The sequence below is a fragment of the Methylobacterium sp. Leaf108 genome, assembly GCF_001423265.1.
Lineage (GTDB): Bacteria > Pseudomonadota > Alphaproteobacteria > Rhizobiales > Beijerinckiaceae > Methylobacterium.
The window spans coordinates 68160-84098 of sequence record NZ_LMND01000034.1 but is presented as its reverse complement, the minus strand read 5'-3'; the positions used below and the strand labels follow the sequence as shown (position 1 = coordinate 84098).

Annotated in this window: 18 protein-coding genes and 1 tRNA gene; 10 read left to right on the top strand and 9 right to left on the bottom strand. The window is 69.6% G+C overall.

Translation table 11 applies throughout. The features are described 5' to 3' along the window. Positions 1–11: 11 nt before the first annotated feature. A complete protein-coding gene (locus ASF39_RS18420; protein WP_056286757.1) occupies positions 12–266 on the bottom strand; it encodes a hypothetical protein in 255 nt (84 codons plus the stop codon). 344 nt (positions 267–610) lie between these two features. Here ASF39_RS18420 and pstS point away from each other — a divergent pair, with 344 nt between their 5' ends. The 6 genes from pstS (at position 611) to phoB (ending at position 6125) form a co-directional block, all read left to right on the top strand. Further along, on the top strand, positions 611–1645 hold the full coding sequence (gene pstS / locus ASF39_RS18415) for a phosphate ABC transporter substrate-binding protein PstS (protein WP_055889695.1): 1035 nt from the start codon (positions 611–613) through the stop codon (positions 1643–1645). A gap of 120 nt (positions 1646–1765) precedes the next feature. Next, positions 1766–2746, top strand: a complete 981-nt coding sequence (gene pstC, locus ASF39_RS18410) for a phosphate ABC transporter permease subunit PstC (protein WP_055889693.1) — start codon at positions 1766–1768, stop codon at positions 2744–2746. A gap of 19 nt (positions 2747–2765) precedes the next feature. Further along, positions 2766–3671 (top strand): phosphate ABC transporter permease PstA, encoded by a 906-nt coding sequence (pstA, locus tag ASF39_RS18405; protein WP_055889690.1) that lies wholly within the window; start codon positions 2766–2768, stop codon positions 3669–3671. 53 nt (positions 3672–3724) lie between these two features. Then, complete coding sequence (gene pstB, locus ASF39_RS18400) at positions 3725–4543, top strand: phosphate ABC transporter ATP-binding protein PstB (protein WP_055889688.1); 819 nt, start codon at positions 3725–3727, stop codon at positions 4541–4543. 128 nt (positions 4544–4671) lie between these two features. Further along, a complete protein-coding gene (phoU, locus tag ASF39_RS18395; RefSeq protein ID WP_055889685.1) occupies positions 4672–5391 on the top strand; it encodes a phosphate signaling complex protein PhoU in 720 nt (239 codons plus the stop codon). A 32-nt stretch (positions 5392–5423) separates the two neighbouring features. After that, the gene (gene phoB / locus ASF39_RS18390) at positions 5424–6125 is read left to right on the top strand and encodes a phosphate regulon transcriptional regulator PhoB (protein ID WP_055889682.1); all 702 of its coding nucleotides are present in this window, start codon (positions 5424–5426) and stop codon (positions 6123–6125) included. A 70-nt stretch (positions 6126–6195) separates the two neighbouring features. Here the strand turns inward: phoB and ASF39_RS18385 are convergent, their stop codons facing one another. Continuing rightward, positions 6196–6729 carry a GcrA family cell cycle regulator gene (locus tag ASF39_RS18385; RefSeq protein WP_055889680.1) on the bottom strand — a complete coding sequence of 178 codons (534 nt, stop codon included), beginning with the start codon at positions 6727–6729 and terminating at the stop codon, positions 6196–6198. Positions 6730–7274: 545 nt separating this feature from the next. Here ASF39_RS18385 and ASF39_RS18380 point away from each other — a divergent pair. Further along, positions 7275–8120 carry a cell envelope integrity EipB family protein gene (locus ASF39_RS18380; RefSeq protein WP_056286637.1) on the top strand — a complete coding sequence of 282 codons (846 nt, stop codon included), beginning with the start codon at positions 7275–7277 and terminating at the stop codon, positions 8118–8120. Between the two features lie 36 nt (positions 8121–8156). On the opposite strand, the gene ASF39_RS18375 is transcribed toward ASF39_RS18380, so the two are convergent. Both ASF39_RS18375 and ASF39_RS18370 read right to left on the bottom strand, forming a co-directional pair. After that, positions 8157–9455, bottom strand: coding sequence for a DNA polymerase IV (locus tag ASF39_RS18375; protein WP_056286755.1), 1299 nt, complete (start codon positions 9453–9455; stop codon positions 8157–8159). Positions 9456–9492: 37 nt separating this feature from the next. Continuing rightward, positions 9493–9792: a DUF3572 domain-containing protein gene (locus tag ASF39_RS18370; RefSeq protein WP_055889917.1), complete on the bottom strand. Its 300-nt coding sequence runs from the start codon at positions 9790–9792 to the stop codon at positions 9493–9495. A gap of 80 nt (positions 9793–9872) precedes the next feature. Between ASF39_RS18370 and ASF39_RS18365 the strand changes: the two genes are divergently transcribed. Together ASF39_RS18365 and ASF39_RS18360 are read left to right on the top strand one after the other, a co-directional pair. After that, positions 9873–10253: a response regulator gene (locus ASF39_RS18365; RefSeq protein ID WP_055889675.1), complete on the top strand. Its 381-nt coding sequence runs from the start codon at positions 9873–9875 to the stop codon at positions 10251–10253. 118 nt (positions 10254–10371) lie between these two features. Further along, on the top strand, positions 10372–11745 hold the full coding sequence (locus ASF39_RS18360; RefSeq protein WP_055889672.1) for a PleD family two-component system response regulator: 1374 nt from the start codon (positions 10372–10374) through the stop codon (positions 11743–11745). Here the strand turns inward: ASF39_RS18360 and ASF39_RS18355 are convergent. The 4 genes from ASF39_RS18355 to ASF39_RS18340 form a co-directional block, all read right to left on the bottom strand. Further along, positions 11694–12938, bottom strand: coding sequence for an O-antigen ligase family protein (locus ASF39_RS18355; protein ID WP_056286634.1), 1245 nt, complete (start codon positions 12936–12938; stop codon positions 11694–11696). The two genes, ASF39_RS18360 and ASF39_RS18355, sit on opposite strands and share 52 nt — an antisense overlap. Positions 12939–12942: 4 nt before the next feature. Further along, positions 12943–13545, bottom strand: coding sequence for a DUF2059 domain-containing protein (locus tag ASF39_RS18350; protein WP_082494667.1), 603 nt, complete (start codon positions 13543–13545; stop codon positions 12943–12945). 73 nt (positions 13546–13618) lie between these two features. Further along, on the bottom strand, positions 13619–14329 hold the full coding sequence (gene rpiA, locus ASF39_RS18345; RefSeq protein WP_056286632.1) for a ribose-5-phosphate isomerase RpiA: 711 nt from the start codon (positions 14327–14329) through the stop codon (positions 13619–13621). A 137-nt stretch (positions 14330–14466) separates the two neighbouring features. Beyond that, on the bottom strand, positions 14467–14982 hold the full coding sequence (locus tag ASF39_RS18340) for a hypothetical protein (RefSeq protein WP_244472464.1): 516 nt from the start codon (positions 14980–14982) through the stop codon (positions 14467–14469). 147 nt (positions 14983–15129) lie between these two features. On the opposite strand from ASF39_RS18340, the gene gph reads away from it, so the two are divergent. Then, positions 15130–15819: a phosphoglycolate phosphatase gene (gene gph / locus ASF39_RS18335; RefSeq protein ID WP_056286629.1), complete on the top strand. Its 690-nt coding sequence runs from the start codon at positions 15130–15132 to the stop codon at positions 15817–15819. A gap of 7 nt (positions 15820–15826) precedes the next feature. Here the strand turns inward: gph and ASF39_RS18330 are convergent. Next, positions 15827–15901 (bottom strand) — tRNA-Val (locus tag ASF39_RS18330). Between the last annotated feature and the right edge of the window lie 38 nt (positions 15902–15939).

The following is a 15939-nucleotide window of genomic DNA, read 5'->3' as shown; positions in this document are numbered from 1 at the left end:
CGTTTTCTTCCCTACCAGCGCCTTGCGCCGGGCTGTCGCCGGTACTCCGCGGCCCGCAGCTGCGTGAGCACCTGGTCGAGCCGCGCCAGGAGGCTCTTCTCGTCGTCTCCGGCCTGCACCACGTCCGCCATGTCACTGCCGTAGCGCTGGCGCTGCTGCGCCAGGACGAGATCGCGTTCGACCCTCTCGCGCTCCGCATGAAGGGCCAGGAACGCCGCGTCCTCCGGTGAGCCGTCCGCGGGTACCCCATTCGATCGGTCCACCACGGCCTTCTCCCTCCCTGTCGGACCGGCACGCCGGTCCGCGGCCGCGCGACGCACCGACCCGACGACCAACGCACGAAGCCCGCCAACCGTGCCATCGCACGCCGCCGTCCACCGATGGCGGCCCTGGTCGGAGCCGATTGCCCACCCTTGTCATCCCACCGTCATGGGAACGTCATAGGGCCGGCATTGTCGAGGCGGTACCGGTCCGCCAGCCGCGATGGAGAGCGGCCTCGGTCCTGGCCCTACGCCGCCGAACCGCGCTGCGCCCCGCTTCGGGCGCCGCCGCACGGTTCGGGGATCGTGCCGCATCCGGCATCGGCCGCCGAACGAAGACGGAGAGATCCATGAAACCCGTTACCTATGCGCTCGCCCTCGGGCTCACCGCCGCGCAGCTCGCGACCCCTGCCCTGGCCGCCGACATCACCGGTGCCGGCGCCACCTTCCCTTTCCCGGTCTATTCCAAGTGGGCGGAAGCCTACCGTAAGGACACCGGCACGGGCCTGAACTACCAGTCGATCGGCTCGGGCGGCGGCATCAAGCAGATCCAGGCCAAGACCGTCGATTTCGGCGCCACCGATGCGCCCTTGAAGGGTGAAGTCCTGGCCAAGGACGGCCTCGTGCAGTTCCCCACCGTGATGGGCGGCGTCGTCACCGTCGTGAACATCGCCGGCGTCGAGCCGGGCAAGCTCAAGCTGACCGGCGAGCTCATCGCCGACATCTACGCCAACAAGATCACCAAGTGGAGCGACGCCAAGATCGCCAAGATCAACGAGGGCCTGAAGCTCCCCGACTCGCCGATCACCCCCGTCTACCGCTCGGACGCCTCGGGCACGACCAACATCTTCACGACCTACCTCTCCTCCGCATCCGAGACCTGGAAGAAGGAGTTCGGTACGGCCACGACCATCTCCTGGCCGGCCGGACAGGGCGGCAAGGGCAACGAAGGCGTCACCGCCACCGTCAAGCAGGTCGCCAACTCGATCGGCTACGTTGAATCGGCCTACGCCAAGCAGAACAAGCTCAGCTACGCGCTGATCCAGAATAAGGCCGGCAAGTTCCCCGTGCCGGACGACAAGTCGTTCCAGGCGGCCGCCGCCAGCGCCGACTGGAAGTCGGCGCCCGGCTTCGGCATCGCGCTGACAAACCAGGGCGGCGACGATTCCTGGCCGATCACCGCGGCGACCTTCGTCCTCGTCTACAAGGACCCGGTCGACCCGGCCAAGACCGCCGAAGTGCTCAAGTTCTTCGACTGGGCCTACAAGAACGGCGACAAGCTCGCCGCCGACCTCGACTACGTCCCGCTGCCCGACAACGTGGTCTCCCTCGTCAAGACCGAGTGGAAGGAGATCAAGGGCAAGGACGGCAAGCCGGTCTTCTAAGGCTGCCGCCGACCCAGGGGCCGCCGCCGCGGCGGCCCCATTCTCATCCGCAAGACGAGCCGCCCCTCGCCTCGCACCCTGCCGCACGGTACGAGACCGCGTTGAAGAGAAGACACTCGGATGGCCGCCTTGACTGAACAGATCGCCATGGCCCGCAGCAGCGGGGATGCCCCGGCCCGTAAGACGCCCGGTGGCCTCGGCGACACGATCTTCCGGGTCGCGTCCTACGCCTCCGCCCTGCTCGTGCTCCTCTTCCTCGCCGGCATCCTGGCCTCGATCGCCTACGGCGGCTGGCCGGCCTTCCGCGAGTTCGGCCCCGGCTTCATCACGTCGAGCGCCTGGAACATCGGCCAGGAGCAGTACGGCGCCTTCGTCGCCATCATCGGCACGGTCGCATCGGCCTTTCTCGCCCTGATCATCGGCGTGCCGCTCTCGCTGGGGATCGCGATCTACCTCACCCAGCTCTGCCCCGGCTGGGCGCGCAAGCCCGTCTCGATGACCATCGAGCTCCTGGCCTCGGTGCCGAGCATCATCTACGGCATGTGGGGGCTCTTCATCTTCGCTCCGCTGTTCGCGCAGTTCGTGCAGATTCCCGTGTCGAACGTGGTCGAGGGCATGCCGATCGTCGGCACCCTGTTCTACGCCCGCGTCCCCTCCGGCGTCGGCATCCTCACCGCGGGCATCATCCTGGCCATCATGATCGTGCCGTTCGTGGCCTCGATCACCCGCGACATGCTCGACCAGATCCCCACGGTCCTGCGCGAGAGCGCCTACGGCATCGGCTGCACCACCTGGGAGGTGGTCCGGCACGTGCTGGTGCCGCAGGCCTCGGTCTCGATCATCGGCGCGATCATGCTCGGCCTCGGCCGCGCGCTCGGCGAGACCATGGCGGTGACCTTCGTCATCGGCAACGCCAACCGGCTGTCGGCCTCGATCTTCGATCCGGGCTCGACCATCGCCTCGCGCATCGCCAACGAGTTCAACGAGGCCGACGGCATGCAGCTGAACGCGCTGATGGCGCTGGGCTGCATCCTCTTCGTCGTCACCTTCATCGTCCTGATCATCGCCCGCCTGCTCGTCAGGCGCGTGAAGGTCGCCTGAGAGCAGGGAAACCGCACCCATGGCCTCTGCCACTCACCCCACCGTGCCCCCGCAACGGGCGGCCGCACCGACCACCGGCAGCCGTGTCCGGTCCGGCCGGCGGATCGCCGACAAGGTCCTCATCGTGGCGAGCACCATCGCCACAGGGATCGGGATCGTCGTGCTCGGCTCGATCCTGCTCATGCTCATCGTCGAGGGGGTGAAGGGCTTCTCCCCGCTGCTGTTCACCGAGCCGACCCCCGGACCGGGCTCCGAGGGCGGCGGCATCGCCAACGCCATCCTCGGCAGCCTCGTGCTGACCCTGATCGGCATCGTCATCGCCACGCCGATTGGCGTGCTCGCGGGAACCTACCTGGCGGAGTACGGCCGCAACTCGAAGCTCGCGGACATCATCCGCTTCCTGAACGACATCCTGCTCTCGGCGCCCTCGATCCTGATCGGCCTCTTCGTCTACACGCTGATGGTCAAGCCGATGGGCAGCTACTCGGGCTGGGCCGGCGGCGTGGCACTCGCCATCATCGCCACCCCGGTCATCGTGCGCACCACCGAGGACATGCTGCGCCTCGTCCCCTCCACCCTGCGCGAGGCGGGCGCGGCGCTGGGCGCTCCGCCCTCCATCGTGATCAAGGCGATCACCTGGCGCGCGGCGAGCGCGGGCATCGTCACCGGCATCATCCTGGCCCTGGCCCGGATCGCGGGCGAGACGGCACCGCTGCTGTTCACGGCGCTGAACAACAACAGCTGGTTTTCGGCCAACCTGATGGGCGGCATCCCCAACCTTCCGGTGATGATCTACCAGTTCGCGCTGTCTCCCTATCCGAACTGGCAGCAGCTGGCCTGGGCCGGGGCGCTCCTCATCACCGTCACGATCCTCGCCCTGTCGATCGTGGCCCGCTTCGTCATCAAGAGCGATCGCGCGCGCTGACAGCGCGCCGATCCGGTCCCTTCCTCTTCCGTCTCGACAAGGACGAACCCACGATGAGCGCCGAGCCCGCGATCCAAGCCGCCCAACTGACCGGGCGCCACAAGGCGGACGAGAACGCCCCGATCCGCATCGCCGTGAAGGATCTCAACTTCTATTACGGCAACTTCCACGGCCTGAAGTCGGTCAACCTCAACTTCCACGACCGGCAGGTGACGGCGCTGATCGGCCCGTCGGGCTGCGGCAAGTCGACGTTGCTGCGCACCTTCAACCGGATCTACAGCCTCTATCCCGAGCAGCGGGCCGAGGGCGAGATCATGCTCGACGGTCGCAACATCCTCGACCCGAAGATCGACCTCAACGAGCTGCGCTCGAAGATCGGCATGGTGTTCCAGAAACCGACGCCGTTCCCGATGTCGATCTACGACAACGTCGCCTTCGGCCTTCGCCTGTACGAGCGCCTGTCCAAGGCCGATCTCGACATCCGCGTCGAGGAATCCCTGCGCAAGGCGGCCCTGTGGGACGAGGCCAAGGACAAGCTCAAGCAGTCCGGCATGGGCCTCTCCGGCGGCCAGCAGCAGCGCCTGTGCATCGCCCGCACCGTCGCCCAGCGCCCGGAGGTGATCCTGTTCGACGAGCCGACCTCGGCGCTGGACCCGATCTCGACGGGACGCATCGAGGAGCTGATCGAGCAGCTGCGCTCCGAGTTCACGATCGTCATCGTGACGCACAACATGCAGCAGGCCGCCCGCATCTCGCAGTTCACGGCGTTCATGTACCTCGGCGAACTCGTGGAATTCGGGCCCACCACCCGGATCTTCATGAACCCCGAGAAACGCCAGACCCAGGACTACATCACCGGCCGCTTCGGCTGAGGCCGTTCGACCGGCGGACGGTCCCCTTCAGACATCGCATCGGGCCCGACCTCGTCCGCTGCGAAATACCCTCCCGACCGATCCCGTTCGCCGTTCCCCGCCGGGGCGCCGACCCGAGGAGTGCGATCATGCCCGACCATATCGTCAGTTCCTACGACACCGACCTCGAGGACCTGCGCCGCGCGATCTCCGAGATGGGCGGCATCGCCGAGAAGATGATGAACGAGGCGGGCCACGCCCTCGTGCGGCGCGACGCCACCCTGGCCCAGACGGTCATCGCGGCAGACCAGCGCCTCGACGTACTGCAGCGCGAGATCGAGGAGCGGGCGATCCTGCTCATTGCGCGGCGCCAGCCGATGGCCATCGACCTGCGCGAAACCATCTCGGCGATCCGCGTGTCGAGCGATCTCGAGCGGATCGGCGATCTGGCCAAGAACGTCGCCAAGCGCGTCATCGCCATCGCCGGCGAGATCCAGTCGCAGAAGGTGGTCGTGGGCATGCAGCACATGGGCGACCTCGTCCAGGAGCAGCTCAAGGACGTGCTGGACGCCTATTCCAGCCGCGACATCAAGGCGGCGCACGACGTCTGGGAGCGGGACGGCGCCATCGACGCCCTCTACAATTCGCTGTTCCGCGAGCTCTTGACCTACATGATGGAAGACCCGCGCAACATCTCGTTCTGCACGCACCTTCTGTTCTGCGCCAAGAACATCGAGCGGATCGGCGACCACACCACCAACATCGCCGAGACGATCCATTACCTCGTCACCGGCGAGAACCTTCCCACCGATCGCCCGAAGAACGACGCGTCGAACTACGCCATGGTGGAGCCGCCGACCGGCGCCTGAAGCCCCCGGCAGGGACATCCCAGACAAAGCCCATGAGTACGCGTATCCTGATCGTCGAGGACGAGGAGGCCCTTACCCTCCTCCTCCGCTACAACCTCGAGGCGGAGGGGTTCACCGTCGACGCGGCCGCCCGCGGCGACGAGGCGGACCTGCGCCTGCAGGAACAGCTTCCCGACCTGGTGCTGCTCGACTGGATGCTGCCCGGCCTGTCGGGGATCGAGCTCTGCCGCCGCATCCGTGCGCGCCGCGAGAGCGAGACCCTGCCCGTCATCATGCTCACGGCCCGCGGCGAGGAGGGCGACCGGATCCGCGGTCTCGGCACGGGGGCGGACGATTATATTGTCAAGCCGTTCTCGGTGCCCGAACTGCTGGCGCGGGTGCGGGCGCTGCTGCGGCGCGCCAAGCCGGCGCATGTGGCGAGCCTGCTCATCGCCGGCGACATCGAGCTCGACCGGGTCAGCCACCGCATCCGCCGTCAGGGCCGCGAGATCCACCTCGGGCCCACCGAGTTCAAGCTGCTCGAATTCCTGATGCAGAGCCCCGGCCGGGTGTTCTCGCGCGAACAGCTCCTGGACGGCGTCTGGGGTCACGACGTCTACATCGACGAGCGCACCGTCGACGTCCACGTCGGCCGCCTGCGCAAGGCCATCAACCGCACGACCCAGTCCGATCCCATCCGCACCGTTCGCGGCTCAGGCTATTCGTTCGACGAGACCTTCGCCGTCGACGCGTGAGGCCGCCACGCGCGGTATCGCCGTCCCGACCGCGACATCCGCCGCCCGGCCGCGAGCCGGCCGTGAGGGATCAGCGGAATCCGCCGGCCCGGCGGTCGCGTTTGCGCTCGGTCGCCGGCTGATAGGCGATCTCGGCGTGATGGGTGCAATAGGGCAGGCCGGTGATCGCCCGGTCGCCGCAATAGTAGAAGTCCGTCGAGGTCGGGTCCCCCATCGGCCAGCGGCACATCGCTTCCCGCAGGTCCATGATCGTCACCCGCCGCGAGACCGCCAGGGTGACGGGATCGGCGGGCAGCGCGACGTCGAGCGTGGCGGCAGCGACGACCGCCTCGACGACGATCGGTTCCACCGGCGGCGGGAGCGTCGCCTCCTCGACGATGATCTCGACCTCCGCCTCGCGGGTCGCCTTCTTGCGCCCCGCGATCGCGGTGTCGGCGCTCTTCACGCGTCCCGAAAGCCCCAGGCGGTGGACCTTCCCGATCACGGCGTTGCGGGTCACGCCGGTCAGTTGCGTCGCGATTTGGCTCGCGCTCAGACCCTCTTCCCAGAGGCGGCGCAACAGCGCGACGCGTTCATCCGTCCAGCCCGGGACTGTGTCCATCATCGCCCCCTCAGACATTCGATCATCGCCCCGTCACGACGCAACACCCGCACCCGCCATCTTCGTAACGACCCAGTCGAAAAGGCCGTTTCACGATGTCGTCATGACACGGTGTATTGAAAAGAACCGCACGCCTTCCACGGGAACGCTGGTTTCGCCGACGGCAAACCCATCACGACGCGCGCTCCGGTCGTCGTCGAACCGTCGTGTATTGACCGTCGCGCCGGATGCATCGTCAATCAGCGCGACCGTACAGGAGGCGTCGAGCCGTATGCAAGGGAGACCATGCACGTCCTGCGGCTTTCCACTGCCAATGGGTTCCCGCCACTGCCGATGGGCCCCTGCCACTGCAATGAGGTTCCTGCCACTGCCGATGGCGCCTCACCATCGCCGAGGGGTTCCCACGGCACGTCGCGGTCCGACCACTCCGAGCCCGCATTGTCGCCTAAGCCGGCGTGACTATGTGTGGGCGGTGCGACCGGACGGGTTTTGGTCGGCTCGCGTTCGAACAGGGAGACACCATGCGGTCGTCACGGCGGTTGGGAGGAATGGCGGCGGGCCTCGTCGTGGCGGCGGGGGCTGCGCAGGCGGCGGAGCCGATCCGCCTCGCCGGGCACCGCGCGGTGTACGAACTGTCCCTGGCCGAGAGCAGCGCCAGCCGTTCGGTGGAGAGTGCGCGCGGTCGCATCGTCCTCGATTTCGGCGGCGACGCCTGCAAGGGCTACACGATGCAGACCCGCCAGGTGACGCAGCTCCAGAGCGGGGAGAGCGGGAGCCGGACGTCCGACCTGCGCAACACGACGTTCGAGAGCGGGGATGGTCGCAACTTCCGCTTCAAGACCGCCACCCTCCTCAACGAGGCGCCGTCCCAGGCGGTGGATGGGACCGCCGAGAGCGGGGCCGAGACCATCAAGGTCAAGCTCAAGGAGCCCAAGCGCGACCAGTTCCAGGCCAGCGGCCCGGTGCTGTTTCCGAGCATCCACATGCGCCGGCTGATCGAGGCCGGGAGGGCGGGGGAGAGCACCCTGTCGGTGAAGGTGTTCGACGGCTCCGACGACGGCCGCAAGGTCTACGACACCCTGGCGGTGATCGGACGCAAGGTCGAGGGTGCGCCCAAGGACGAGCGCGACAAGGGCGAGCGCGACAAGCCCCTGCGCGAGGGCGAGATGACCACGATGCCGCGCTGGCCTGTCACCTTGAGCTACTACACGCAGGGCGACGGCGAACGCACCCCGATCTACGTGCTCACCTTCGACCTCTACGACAACGGCGTCAGCGGCGCCTTGAAGCTCGACTACGGCAGCTTCGCCATCCTCGGCGATCTGACCCGCCTCGACCTCACCCCGCCGACAAAGGCCGGCGCGGCGGAGACGGCGAAGGAGTGCGCGCCCTGATCGACGCTCCCCCGGGCGAGCCCCTCGTCGCTGGTCCTATCGGCCGCCGCGGGGTGCCTTGGGGTCGCGTACCGTCCCGCTGAAACCGAGCCCGCGCTGGATGCTGGCCTCGCCGAACCGCAGCCGCAGGCTGTCGAGGGCGGATTCGCGTTTGGCGATGCGACCGAGGTCGCCGTCGAGGAGATCGGCCCGGTCGGCGGTCGTCCCCTCGGAGAGGTCGCCGGCGCCGATGCCGATCAGCCGGTAGGGCGTGCCGTCGCAGGCCTCGCGCAGGAGGGCTTCCGCCACCGGGTAGAGCCTGGCGGCGAGCTGCGTCGGCGCCAGGCCGCGGGCGCGGGTGCGAAGGCGAAATCCCGAATCCTTGAGCTTCAGGGTGACGGTGGCCGCCGCGAGGTCGGCGCGCTTGAGACGTTCGGACACCTTTTCGCATTGCCGCCACAGGATCGGCCGCAGGGCCTCGAAGGTGCCGAGGTCGTCGGCCAGGGTGGTCTCCGCCGACACGCTCTTGGTCTCGCGCCACGGCCGCACCGGGCGATCGTCCTCGCCCCGCGCCAATGCCCGCAGCCGGCCGGCCTCCCGTCCCAGGGCCGCGTGCAGGCGTTCGGGATCGATGCGGGTCAGGTCGGCGATCTTGCGGATGCCGAGCCCGGAGAGACGGGCCTGCCCGGCCGGGCCGATCCCCGGCAGGATCGAGACGGGGCGCCCGGCCAGGAAAGCCTGTGCTTCGCCCCGGCCGAGGATCGAGAAGCCACGCGGCTTGTCGAGGTCTGAGGCGATCTTGGCCAGGAACTTGGTGTCGGAGAGGCCCACCGAGACGCTGATGCCGATCTCGGTCTCCACGCGCCGTGCGAAGCGGACCAGGGTGAGCGCCGGGCTCGTCCCGTGCAGGCGCTCGGTGCCGGAGAGGTCGAGGAAGGCCTCGTCGATGGAGAGCGGTTCCACCATCGGGGTGAGGTCGCGCATCATCTGGCGGACCTCGCGGCCGACCCGGGCGTATTTGGCCATGTCCGGGCGCAGCACCACCGCATCGGGGCATGCCTTCAGGGCGGCGAACATCGGCATCGCCGAATGGACGCCCGAGACCCTGGCGAGGTAGCAGGCGGTGGCGACCACCCCGCGCCGGCCGCCGCCGATGATCAGCGGGCGGTCGCGCAACGCCGGATCGTCGCGCTTCTCCACCGCCGCGTAGAACGCGTCGCAATCCACATGCGCGATGGCGAGGATGTCGCGTTCGGGGTGCGCGAGCAGGCGCGGCGAACCGCAGGCCCGGCAGCGGACGGACCCTTCGTCCTGGCGAGCGCTGCAATCGCGGCAGACGGCGTCGCGGGCCGTCACCGCGGCGGTCGCCGCGTCCGCCACTGCGCCTCCCCCGTCACGCGAAACCGTCGTCCGGTTCGCTCGGGCCCAACCGCCGCCATGCCGCGGCGATGCGTTCGGGCGGTACCTCGAGGCTGGCGGCGCAGGCCATCAGCACCGCTTCGTCGCCCATGACGAAATCGAGGACGCCGGCCAGAAAGCCCGGCTCTGCCGCACTCGCGCGCAGGGTGTCCGGCGTCATGCCGGTGAGGGCCAGGAAGGGAAAAAGCCGGTCTTCGTCGCCGGCGATCCAGCCGAGGACCGCCAGGGCGAGGCGTTCGGCCGAATCAGGCCCTTGATCGGATTTGCGTTTCATCAACATGTACCGGTTAAGTCTGGTTGAAACGGGGCTGGCGTCTTCAAAATGAGCCGCGGACTAGCCGGGAATGACAGGCCATGAAGAAAACCGTGCTCATCGTCGAAGACAACGAACTGAACATGAAGCTCTTCAACGACCTGTTGGAAGCCCATGGCTACGCGACCCTCAAGACCGCCAACGGCATCGAGGCGATCGACCTCGCCCGCACCCATCGCCCCGACCTGATCCTCATGGACATCCAGCTGCCCGAGGTCTCCGGCCTCGAGGTGACGAAGTGGCTCAAGGAAGACGACGACCTCAAGGGCATCCCCGTCATCGCCATCACCGCCTTCGCCATGAAGGGCGACGAAGAACGCATTCGTGAAGGCGGTTGCGAGGCCTATCTCTCCAAGCCCATCTCGGTCGCAAAGTTTCTTTCAACGGTTCGCCTGTACCTTGGCGACGAGCGACCCGCCTGAACGGGACGAAGGCTGGACGGGCGGCGCCGAGCCCCACCCGTTGAAGACGATCGCGCCGGCGCCGTCGAGGGGTACCCCCACCGGCCGCCGCGTGGTCCACAAGGAGCGATGAGGAACGATGTCCGCACGGGTCCTGATCGTCGACGACCTCTTCCCCAACGTGAAGTTGCTCGAGACCAAGCTGGCGTTGGAGTATTTCGACGTCATCGCGGCCATGAACGGGCCGGATGCCATCGCCATCTGCGAGAAGGGCCTGTGCGACCTCGTCCTGCTCGACGTGATGATGCCGGGCATGGATGGGTTCGAGGTCTGCCGGCACCTCAAGAACAACCCGGTGACGGCACACCTGCCCATCGTGATGGTCACCGCCCTCGACCAGCCCTCTGACCGCCTGCGCGGCCTCGACGCCGGGGCCGACGATTTCCTGACCAAGCCCATCGACGACACCGCGCTGTTCACCCGGGTGCGCAGCCTGGTGCGTCTCAAGGCCGTCACCGACGAATTGCGCAGCCGGGCCCTGGCCTCGCGCGCCATGGGCATGGGCGACGCCATCGCGCTCGCCACCGCCGAGACGGGCCAGGACGCCCAGATCCTCCTCGTGGACGACCGCCCACGCTCGTCCGAGCGACTGGCGGCGGCGCTGGCCCAGCAGCACACGGTCACCGTCGAGCCCGATCCGCACCGGGCCATGGTCCTGGCCGCCGAGGGCGCCTTCGAGGTCGCCCTGGTCAGCCTCGACCTCGCGGGCTTCGACGGCCTGCGCCTGTGCAGCCAATTGCGCTCCCTCGACCGCACCCGCACCATGCCCGTCATCATGATCGCCGAGGAGCACGACCGCGCCAGGGTGGTGCGCGGCCTCGAATTCGGCGTCCACGACTACCTGATGCGCCCCGTCGACCGGAACGAACTCGTGGCGCGGGTGCGCACGCAGGTCCGCCGCCGCCGGTTCTCCGAGGTGCTTCGCGGGGCGGTCAACGCCTCGATGGAGCTCGCCATCACCGACGGCCTCACCGGCCTGCACAACCGGCGCTACCTCGACAGCCACCTCGGCGGCCTGTTCGAGGAGGCGCGGCTGCGACAGCGGCCGGTCTCGGCGCTGCTGCTCGACATCGACCGCTTCAAGACCATCAACGACACCTACGGTCACGATGCCGGCGACGAGGTGCTGCGGGCCTTCGCCGAGCGCGTCCGCACCCATACCCGCGGGATCGACATCGTGGCGCGCTACGGCGGCGAGGAGATCGTGATCATCCTGCCCGACGCCGACGTCGCCGGCGCCCACATCATCGCCGAGCGCATCCGCGAGCGGATCGAGGCCACGCCCTTCCTCGTCCAGAAGGGAACCCGCACGGTGCCCGTCACGGTCTCCATCGGCGTCTCCGCCCGCCGGGGCGAGGACGACACCGCCGCCGCCATGCTCAAGCGGGCCGACCTCGCCCTCTACCGGGCCAAGGACTCCGGCCGCAACCGCGTCGAGGCCGAGGCGGCCTGACCGGTCCCGGTCTCGCGCAGCCATACGACCGCCGCGCCGAGCCCGGCCGTCCACCACGGCTGCCACGCCCCGTGCTCGACGAAGGCGATGGCGCTGGCCGCCGCGACGAGGGTGAGGGCCACCGCCATGTCGGGAGGCGGCAGCCCCGCGATCCCTCGCAGGGTCAGGAGGAGGACGGCGCTCGCCAACGCGGCACCGACGATCCCGAGTTCGGCCCAGACCTGCAGGAAGCTGTTGTGGGGATGGCCCACCGCCAGCATCGCCCGCAGGTCCGGCTCGAGGCCTTGCGCCGCCGGCACGTCGGCAAAGCGCGCGGAGGTGCCGAAGCCCGCCCCCGTCCAGGGGTCGGCGGCCACCGCCGCCCCGAAACTGCGGGCGATGGCGACGCGGGCGCGCGAACTGCTCTGGACGAGCCTGTCGTGGGCCGCCTCGGGCATCAGCCTGTGGAGGATCTCCCCTTCGATCGGTGCGAGCGCCACGGCGAGGCAGAGGCCGGCCCCGGCGAGGCCGAGCGCGACCCGCGCGGGTGCCAGCCGCGTCACCGCCAGCATCGCGAGCCCCGCCAGGAGCCCGAGGCTGGCCGCGCCGCTCACCGAGCGCAGGATGGCCGTAAGCCCCAGCCCGACCACGGCCAGCGCCCACCATCGCCGCCCCTGCGCCAGGAGGAGGCCCGTCAGGGTGATTCCGACGAGCAGGATCGTCATCGCCGGCCGGTTGTGGACGAAATAGGCGATCCGCCCGCCGAGCAGCCTGCGCAGGGCGAGGTCGCTGGCGAGATCGGCCACGACGACGAGGCAGGCGAGGCCGAACATCCCGGCGGCCAGGGTCGCCGTTCCGGCCGGCAGGCGCCCCGGCGCCAGGCGGGCCACGAGGTAGGCGGCCAGCAGCGTCGGCAGGAACTCGCTCGCGCTGCGAAGCGACAGGGCGGGGAGGGGGCTCCAGGCGAACGAAAGGCCGCACCAGGCCAGGAAGGCGAGGGCGCAGAGCCCGGGCGGCGAGCGCAGCGGCGATGCCACCGCGGCGACGACGGCGCGCCGGTCTTCGATCAGCCCGGCGGCGAGGAACAGGAGGGCGGCGAGCCCGACGACGGCAGGGCTCGACCGATTGGCCAGGACCATCGCCAGCGGCACCGCCGCGAGGACGATCGCGCCGAGGCCGTGAAGGGCCCCGACCGCTCCGGTGGTCCGCGCCATGGCGCTACTGGAGCTGGTGGCCGCGCTTGGCCATCTCGGCCCTCACCCGGACCATGACGTATTCCGAAACGTCCTGGGTCCAGGTCTGCATCGCCTGCACCATCTCGTCGAGCACCTGCGGCTGCGTCTCCACGTAGCGCTTGCCGGCGGGCGAGCGGAAGAACGTCGCGATCTCGGTGAGCTCGGCCTCGGTCAGGCGGCGGGCGTAGATGCGCGCGGCCGTGTCGATCATGCTCTGCTTCTGCAGCTCCATCTCGGGGGCGAGGCCGACCAGAACCTCGTCGAGGTCCTTGCCGAGCTCGGGCCGGGTGACGGCTCCCTGGCGAATCTGCTCGCCGAAGGCCGGGATGATCGAATCGAACGAGCGGGCGATGCCGGAGGACAGCATCACCTCCCGTGCCAGGGCGAGGTGGTTCGGGTTGATCGCCGGGGTCTGCGCGGCGGGGGTCGAGGGCGCGGGCGGGGTCGGCGCGGCAGGCTTTCCGGCGGGCTTGGCGGCCGGTTTGGCCGGCGCCGGAGGTTGCTGCGACAGCGCCGGTGCCGAGAGGGCTCCGGCCAGGATCAGGGCCAGCGCCAGCGGAAGGCGGACGGAGATGCGGGAGGACATGGCGGGCGCTCCGGATGGGGCTGCGATGGGGAGAACGACGAACGACATGGCAGCGGACGACGACAGGCGCGTCTCAGACGCGGCCGAGACAGGTGATCTCGGCCCGCCCGTCGCGGGCATGGGCCAGGATCGCGCCGTCGGCGAGCCCGAGGAACAGGCCGTGCTCGACGACGCCGGGCACCGCCCAGAGCGCCGCGCAGAGGGCCTCCGGGTCGGGGATGCGACCGAGGTGCGCATCGAGGATGAGGTGGCCGCCGTCCGTGAGGAGCGCCGCGCCGTCCGGGGTTCGGCGAATCTCGAGCGACCCGGCGCAGCCGCTGCACGCAATGGCCGCCGCGACGGCCACGCGGGTCGCCCCGAGGCCGAAGGAATTGACCTCGATCGGCAGCGGGAACGCCCCCAGCGTCGCCACATGCTTGGCGGCGTCGGCGATGACCACCATGCGCCGGCTGGCGTGCGCGACGATCTTCTCCCGCAGGAGAGCGCCGCCGCCGCCTTTGATCAGGCGCAGGGTGTCGTCGACCTCGTCGGTGCCGTCGATGGTCAGGTCGAGCTCCGGCGTCTCGTCGAGGGTCGTCAGACGGATGCCGGCGGCCTCGCAGGCATGCCGCGTCGCTTCCGAGGTCGGCACCCCGATGACGTCGAGGCCGGCGCGGACGCGCTCGCCCAGCAGGGCCACGAACACGTTGGCGGTGGAGCCGGTGCCGATCCCGAGGCGCATGCCGTCCTCGACGAGGACGAGCGCCCGCTCGGCCGCAGCGCGGCGCAGGTCCGGGCCGCTCACGACACCGACTCGGCGGCAACGGGCAGGGAGGAAGCGTGCATGGCTCGGCTCGGCTCGTCGTGACGGTCGGCTGGCCCTAGCATGGCTGCGGGACCCGGCAAACGCCCAAGCCCGGCCTCGGGCCTGCGCGGCCGGCTTTAGGGACGTCCCTGCGGCGGGGTCACGCTCGGGACGGAGCGTTGGTTCGCGCCGCCCGCGGCGGGTCCCTCGTCGGCCGCCGGCGGATTGGCCTGGGCGGTGCAGACCACCGCGTCCTTCTGCGTCTGGACGTAGCAGATGCTCATCTCGCCGGTGCGGTAGTTGACGCGGAACACGCCCGCCTCGCGGCTGTGGCGGGTGGCGACGAGGCCGTATTCGGAGGCGACCTGCGCGCTCGCGCCCTCGCCCGCGCCGTAGCAGACCGTGACGCCGACGCTGCCGACCGCGCCTTCGCGCAGGCCGTACTGGCAGGAGGTGACCTCGCCGGTCACCCGATCGACCCGGTAGACGCGGTTGAGGTCGATCTGGGGGGCCGGCACGAACTCGTAGGAGCCGGCGAGCGCCGGGCCGGCCGCGAGCACGGCGCAGACCCCCCAGGCGAGGCCGCGACCGCTTCCGCGCCGCGCCGCGCCGCCGTCACCGCGAGGCCGGCCCCGTTCCGTCGCCCTGTCCATCATCGCCTTGCCCCGAGTGACCCTTTGCGCAACGGCAGGAGCGCTAGCGGCCCCTTGCGGCGCAACCGTGACCCTCCGGTGCGAGCCTTGATCGGTGTCGCCCCCCCCGCTAGCCAAGGGCTTCCTCCACAGACAGCGCGAGACCCCATGACGAGCTTGCCGCCCATCGCCGTGTTCGACCTCGACGGCACCCTGGCCGAGACCGCCGGCGACCTCGTGGGCACCCTCAACGCGATCCTCGCCCGCGAGGGCTTGGGCCAGCTTCCCCTCGACGAGGCCCGCGACATGATCGGGGCGGGGGCCAAGGCCTTGATCCAGCGCGGCTTCTCCGCTGCGGGCCGAGACCTGACGCCCGAGCGGCTGGAGACCCTGTTCGCCGATTTCATCGCGCATTACGGCCGGAACCTGTGCGTCGAGTCGCATCTCTACCCGGGCGTGGTGCAAGCGCTCGATGCCCTGGCGGCGCGGGGCTATCGCCTGGCGGTCTGCACCAATAAGTACGAGCGTCATGCGGTCGAACTCTTGACGCTGCTCGGCGTCGCCGATCGCTTCGCCACCATCTGCGGCCGTGAGACCTTCCCGTATTTCAAGCCCGACCCGCGCCACATCACGCTCACGGTCGCCCGGGCCGGAGGCGATCCCGCACGGGCGGTGATGGTGGGCGATTCCCGCGCCGACATCGACGCGGCCAAGGCGGCCGGAATCCCGGTGGTGGGGGTGACCTTCGGCTACACCGATACGCCGGTCGATGCCCTTGGGGCCGACCGGGTGATCTCGCACTTCGACGATCTGGTGGAGGCGGTCACGGCCCTCGTCCCCCTCGACGAGGCGGCGTGAGGGGAAATGGTGGGCGCGACAGGGATCGAACCTGTGACCCTTCGCGTGTGAAGCGAATGCTCTCCCGCTGAGCTACGCACCCGGACCGTGGCGCCTTCTAGGGCGGGCAAACCCGGCCCG